Below are 6,117 nucleotides of genomic sequence, written 5' to 3'. Positions count from 1 at the left end.
GCGGCTGGTCATGGGGCTGGAACTCCCAGCCTTCCCTCGTCCCTCCAGTCGCTTCGCTCCCTCCGCTCCTCAGTCCAGGCCGGGAGGCCCCATGACCGGTACCACGACTGTGCCGACCGCGTCGGCCGAGCTGCGGACCGGGCCCTCGACCGGTCGGCGGCCCGGCCGGCCGGTCTGGTCGTACTGGCGGTTCTACCTGGCGCTGTCGCCGTTCTACCTGCTGTTCGCGGTGTTCGGGCTGTATCCGATGCTGTCCACGATCGTGCTGGCGTTCCAGCGCTGGGACGGCCTGAGCGCCCGCCGGTTCACCGGCCTGGACAACTTCCGGTTCCTGGTCGAGGACCCGACGTTCTGGCTGTCGCTGAAGAACACCGTCGTGCTGTTCCTGATGTCGACGATCCCGACGCTGGCGATCGCGCTGGTGCTCGCGGTGATGCTGCAGTCCGCGATCCGGTTCACCAACGTCTACCGGATCGCGTACTTCATCCCGAACGTCACCTCGCTGGTGGCGATGGCGATCTTCTTCGGCTCGGTGTTCAGCACCAACTTCGGCCTGGTGAACGCCGCGCTGCGGTCGCTCGGCATCCCCGAGCAGGACTGGCTCGGCCAGCCCTGGGGGATCAAGATCGCGATCTCGACGATGATCGTGTGGCAGTGGGTCGGCTACAACACGCTGATCTACCTGGCCGGCCTGCAGGCGATCCCGAAGGACCAGTACGAGGCGGCCAAGGTCGACGGCGCCGGGCCGGTCCGGACGTTCTTCTCGATCACGCTGCCGCAGCTGCGTCCCGTCGTACTGTTCACCGTGGTCATCTCGACCATCGGCGGCCTGCAGACGTTCACCGAGCCGCAGGTGATGGTGGGCAACAGCGGCGGCACCGGGCAGAGCGGGATGACGGTCGTGCTGTTCTTCTACCGGGCCGCGTTCCTGGACAACGACTACGGGTACGCCGCCGCGATCGCGCTCAGCATCTTCGTGCTGGTGCTGCTGTTCACGGCGATCAACTGGCGGATCTTCCGCGGCAGGAGTGAGGCGAAATGATGCGCTACCGGCTGCGCGGCATCGCGCTGCACGCCGTCCTGGTGGTCGCGCTGGTGGTGTTCATGTTCCCGTTCGCGTGGACGATCATCATGGCGTCGAACAGCACCGCGGACATCTACCGGTTCCCGCCGAAGTTCACCTTCGGCTCGCAGTTCGACGACAACGTCCGGGCGGTGCTGGAGAACGTGGCGTTCTTCCAGTCGATGGCCAACACCGCGTTCGTGGCGGTCGCGACCACGCTGCTGGTGCTGTTCTTCGACTCGCTGGCCGCGTTCACGTTCGCCAAGTTCCGGTTCCCGGGGCGGAACGCGTTGTTCGTGATCCTGCTGGCGACGATGCTGCTGCCGGCGCAACTGGCCGCCGTACCGCAGTTCCAGACGATGGCGTTGCTCGGGTGGGTCGGGTCGCTCAAGGCGCTGATCATTCCGGGCGCGGCGAACGCGTTCGGGATCTTCTGGATGCGGCAGTACTTCCAGAACTCGATCCACGACGAGCTGGTCGAGGCCGCGACGCTGGACGGGTGCGGGTTCCTGCGGACGTACTGGCACGTCGCGCTGCCGTCGGCCCGCCCGGCGCTGGCGTTCCTCGGCATCTTCACCTTCGTGGCGTCCTGGAACGACTACATGTGGCCGCTGATCGTGCTCACCAACCCCGACCACCTCACGTTGCAGGTGGCGCTGTCCACGCTGAACCGCAGCCACGGCGTCGACTACAGCATGGTGATGACCGGCGCGCTGATGGCGATGGTCCCGCTGGTGATCGTGTTCGGGATCTTCGCCCGCCAGTTCATCAAGGGCGCAACCGAAGGCGCAATCCGCGGCTGAACACCCCGGCGACGACCAGCGCGTTGCCGAGCAGCCCGGTCAGGAACACCGGTGGTGAGTCCCCCTCGGTCAGAGCGGGGATCACCGCGATGACGTTCAGCACCGCGTACGTCGTCGCGGCCGCGGCCAGCCAGATCCGGGCCCTGGCCTCGGTCGCGGCGAGCGCGAGCCAGGCGATGGCGAGCATGACGACGGACTCGAACACGGCCAGCCAGGTGACGTCGATGAAGGCCGAGCCGTCGGGCTGGTCGATGAACGCCTGGATGAGCAACAAGATGCTCCCAGCAACGACCAGGCCGGCGGCGAGCGGCGTGACGGGCCACACCGGCCACTTCCCGGGCCACAGCGCGACCAGGAGTACGACGGCCATCAGCGCAGCGACCGCGGTTGCGGCGACCCAGGCGGTGGTCTCGTACGCGATCCCAGCGCCGAGGACGAGCAGTCCGTCCTCGATCGTCGCGGCGACACATCCGGCGACGACGCCCAGGGCGATCGGGCCGACCCAGCGGGCGACGAGGCTCGCCACGAGGGCGGCGACCGACGCGAGGATGAGCGGGTCGCCCCAGCTCCGGACCACGGACCACCCGGTGATGTCCGCGTCCTTCCAGAGGTAGCGCGAATCCGTGGGGCCTGGCCAGTTCAGCCTGATGAGGATCAGGGAGCCGGCGACCAGTACGGCGATCAGCCACCATGGCGCCTGGCCGGCCGGGGGCTCCCGGTGCGGAGGCTCGGGCTGCGGTTGTGGCTGCGGCGGCCCGGGCTCCGGTTCAGGCGGCGGCGGTGGCGGCTCCGACTCGGTATCCGGCATCGTGAGCGCAGCCGCCACCGGAGCCGCAGCGACCGGAGTAGGAGTCGCAGTCACGGTCGGAGGGGTCGTGAGAGGGGTGGCGGGTGTTGTGCGGTGGATGGGGATTGTCAGTTCGGTGGTGGGGCCGGTGATTACTACTGAGGCGTCGCCGGGTTGGTCGGGGTCCGCGTGGACTCGGATGGTGGCACCGTCCTGGTCGACTCGGAGCCAGTCGGCGGTTGCGGACGCGACCGCGGTCAGCGCGATTGGCGGACCGTCCAGCCGCAGCTCACCATCACCGGACGCGTCAAGATCGAGCACGGTCGGAGTCACCCGCGGCACACCAACCTCAAGTGCCTCCGCCGCAGCCAGGCCGACCCGGCGGCTGTCGTCGTTCACCATCGGCTCGAGCGCCTGCCAGGCCGCGTACGCCTGACTCAGGTCGTTCCCGACCAACCGCTCGCGCAGGTAGTCGACCACGCCGTACCTTGCCGCCGGCAACGGGCTCTCCATGGCCTCGATCAGCTCCGGTGCGAGCTGCGCCGGCGTGATCCGGCGGACCCGGCTGCGGGCGATCAGCAACTCGCCCTGGGAGCCGAACGTCCACATCTGCGGGTTCTGATTCGGCGTGACCCGATGGACCCGGTCGGTCACGTACCCGACCAGCTCGGTGAGCCCAACCCAGCCGTCACCGTCGCGATCCGCCTCGCCCGTCGTCAGCCCGTCGACCACCGCGCTCGTGAACACCGACGGCGCGGTCGCATCCGTCGCCAGCTGCCCACCCTCGAAGGCGTACTCCATCGCGCTGGATGCAGTCACGACCACGCGACCGCGCCCACCACCCACCTCCGCCTGACCGGCGAACGCGTCCCGCACCTGCGCCTCGCCGGCTGCCCGGACGACCATGCCACGCGGGAATGCACCGCCGTAGCAACAATCGAGGAACAACGCGATCCGCTGAGCCCGGCTGTCGGCCATCTGCCGGTTGACGAAGTCCGCGGCCACGGCGGTCGACGCCAGCCGGGTCGGCTTGGTGTCCGCAACTGCCAGGAAGAGTTCACCCGCCGAGTTCTTCAGCCCGTGACAGGAGAAGTGCAGCATCAGCAGGTCCTCGGGCGCCCGGTCGGCGAAGAAGTCCTCGACAGCGAACCTGATCTCCTGCGCCGCGGCGTTGTGCAGCACCTGCACCTCGAAGCCGCCGACAGCCGGATCCGCGAGGACCTCGGCCAACGCAGCCGCATCCTGGGCCGGCGCGACCAGGCGACGCAGGCCGGGGTCGTCGTACTGGTCGTTCGCGATCACCAAGGCGACGCGCGCGCCGTCCATCTCACGCCGCCGCTGCGTGTTTGCGAATCCAGGCGTCGACCAGCTGCTGCTGGACCGCGTCGCTGGCCCCGCTCAGCTCGATGGTGTCGCCGTCGATCGTGACCTTCACGGTCCGCCCGCTGCCCGACCGGCGCAGCCAGTCCCGCACCACAGAGACGACCGAGCCCAGCACCTGCAGCCCGGGCTGCAGCGTCACGCTCAGCACCCCGGCGATGGCGGCCAGGCCGGCCCGTGACCCCTCGGGCGCCTCGCCTTCGCGGTAGGGCTCGACCGCGCGTACGTCGAGCTCCAGCAACTCCTGCCGCAGCAGCAAGGCCAGCTCCTCGAGCCGCGCGTCGTCGGACCCGTCCTCGACAACCCCCACGCGAACCTCTGCGCCCATCAGCCCTCTCCCCCAACACACCCCCAGGCCGGCATCTCAACCATGCGCCTGTACCGTCACGGCCACAACCGGTGATGGCACTAAGCTTCCCGGAACTGAAGCTGGCTGAGTTGCGTCGGAGGGGCGTCATGGTGGGGAAGCGGGGACGCGTGATCGGCCGGATCGCACCGGGAACCGTCGGCGAGGTGATGCTGCCGGTCCGCGGTGCCACCGAGGCCTTCTACGCTTACCCGGCGACCGACGAAGTGATCGAGGTGGGCACGCCGGTGGTGGTGGTCGAGTTCGATCCACCCCGCACGGTCTACGTCGCTCGCGCCTTCTGAAACACTCTGTTCCCTTGGAGGGGAAATGCTCTGGACGTACCTGATCATCGGCGCCGTCGCGCTGCTGGTCCTGCTCATCCTCTTCCGGATGGTCTGGCGGGTGGCCGAACCGAACGAGGCCCTCATCATCTCCGGTCTCGGCGCGCACTCCAGCCAGGACCAGGTCAACGAGACGCTCGGCTTCAAGATCGTGGTCGGCCGCGGCACCGCGGTGCTGCCCGGTTTCCAGACCGTACGGCGGTTGCCGCTGGACATCCGCGCCACGCCGCTGACCGTGACGTGCGTGTCCAGCCAGGGCATCCCGCTGCACATCAAGGGCGTCACGGCGTACAAGGTCGGTGACGACTACGGCTCGATCGCGAACGCGGCCCGGCGGTTCCTGGAGCAGAGCGACGAGCAGGTGATGAGCACCATCCACGAACTGTTCGCCGGTCACCTGCGGGCGATCGTCGGCTCGACCACGGTCGAGGAGATGCTGCACGACCGGGAGACGCTGACCACGAACATCCGGGGCTCGCTGGCCGGGGACATGGAGAAGCTCGGCCTGGTGGTCGACTCGCTGCAGATCCAGGAGATCGACGACGAGTCCGGCTACATCAAGAACCTGGGCCGCCCGCAGGCCGCGGCGGTCGAGGCGGCCGCCCGGATCGCGCAGGCCGAGCGGGACCGGGAGGCGACCGAGCGCGAGCAGGTCGCCGCCGCCGCCAAGGCGGCCGCGGTCCGGCAGAGCTCGATCGCCCAGGCCGGCTACCAGGCCGAGGTGGACCAGGCGAACTCGAAGGCGTCGCAGTCCGGTCCGCTGGCCGAGGCGCTCGCCCGCCAGGAGGTCGTGGTCGCCGAGACCGAGACCGCGAAGCTGAACGCGTCGCTGGCCGAGAAGCAGCTGGAGTCGACGGTGCTGAAGCCGGCCGACGCCGAGGCGTACCGGCAGCGCACGCTGGCCCAGGCCGCCCGCGACGCGCAGATCGCGGCCGCCGAGGCGCAGGCCCGTGAGGTCGCACTGCGCGGTGAGGCCGAGGCGAAGGCGACCGAGCTGACCGGTAAGGCGGAGGCGGCCGCGGTGCAGGCGAAGGCGATGGCCGAGGCGGCCGGTATCAAGGCCCGGGCCGAGGCGCTGGCCACCAACACCGACGCGGTCGTCGCCCAGCAGCTGGCCGAGGCGTACCCGGAGATCGTCGCCGCGGCGGCCACCTCGTTCGAGAAGGTCGGCAACATGGTCGTCCTGAACGGTGCCCAGGGCATCGAGGACACCCTGGTGAAGGCCATCACGATGGGCGGTTCCGGTTTCGCGCTGGCCAAGCAGATGATCGACACGCTCGCGGTCACCAAGAACGGCGACAGGTCCTGGTCCTTCGCCATCCGCACGCTGACCGGCTCGAAGTCCTTCAGGAACGTCGCACAGCACAGATCCCGCCCGCACGGCCCGATCCCAC

Annotated in this window: 6 protein-coding genes; 4 read left to right on the top strand and 2 right to left on the bottom strand. The window is 69.2% G+C overall.

Translation table 11 applies throughout. The annotated features are described in order from the left end of the window. Positions 1–91 precede the first annotated feature (91 nt). A complete protein-coding gene (locus tag AB0H36_RS47810; RefSeq protein WP_360538986.1) occupies positions 92–1,042 on the top strand; it encodes a sugar ABC transporter permease in 951 nt (316 codons plus the stop codon). Then, complete coding sequence (locus AB0H36_RS47805; protein ID WP_360538989.1) at positions 1,042–1,866, top strand: carbohydrate ABC transporter permease; 825 nt, start codon at positions 1,042–1,044, stop codon at positions 1,864–1,866. The genes AB0H36_RS47810 and AB0H36_RS47805 overlap by 1 nt, the downstream gene beginning before the upstream one ends. On the opposite strand, the gene AB0H36_RS47800 is transcribed toward AB0H36_RS47805, so the two are convergent. Together AB0H36_RS47800 and AB0H36_RS47795 are read right to left on the bottom strand one after the other, a co-directional pair. Beyond that, positions 1,832–3,979, bottom strand: coding sequence for a caspase family protein (locus AB0H36_RS47800; RefSeq protein ID WP_360538983.1), 2,148 nt, complete (start codon positions 3,977–3,979; stop codon positions 1,832–1,834). The two genes, AB0H36_RS47805 and AB0H36_RS47800, sit on opposite strands and share 35 nt — an antisense overlap. Before the next feature lies 1 nt (position 3,980). Beyond that, positions 3,981–4,361 carry a hypothetical protein gene (locus AB0H36_RS47795; protein ID WP_360538980.1) on the bottom strand — a complete coding sequence of 127 codons (381 nt, stop codon included), beginning with the start codon at positions 4,359–4,361 and terminating at the stop codon, positions 3,981–3,983. Between the two features lie 128 nt (positions 4,362–4,489). Between AB0H36_RS47795 and AB0H36_RS47790 the strand changes: the two genes are divergently transcribed. Further along, on the top strand, positions 4,490–4,684 hold the full coding sequence (locus tag AB0H36_RS47790) for a hypothetical protein (RefSeq protein ID WP_360538977.1): 195 nt from the start codon (positions 4,490–4,492) through the stop codon (positions 4,682–4,684). Positions 4,685–4,709: 25 nt separating this feature from the next. Continuing rightward, the coding region (locus AB0H36_RS47785; RefSeq protein ID WP_360538974.1) for an SPFH domain-containing protein at positions 4,710–6,117 on the top strand (1,408 nt) is incomplete at its 3' end.

Origin of the sequence: Kribbella sp. NPDC050820 (assembly GCF_040653975.1) — a bacterium.
Classification (GTDB): Bacteria; Actinomycetota; Actinomycetes; order Propionibacteriales; family Kribbellaceae; genus Kribbella.
This window is presented reverse-complemented; position numbering and strand designations above follow the sequence as displayed.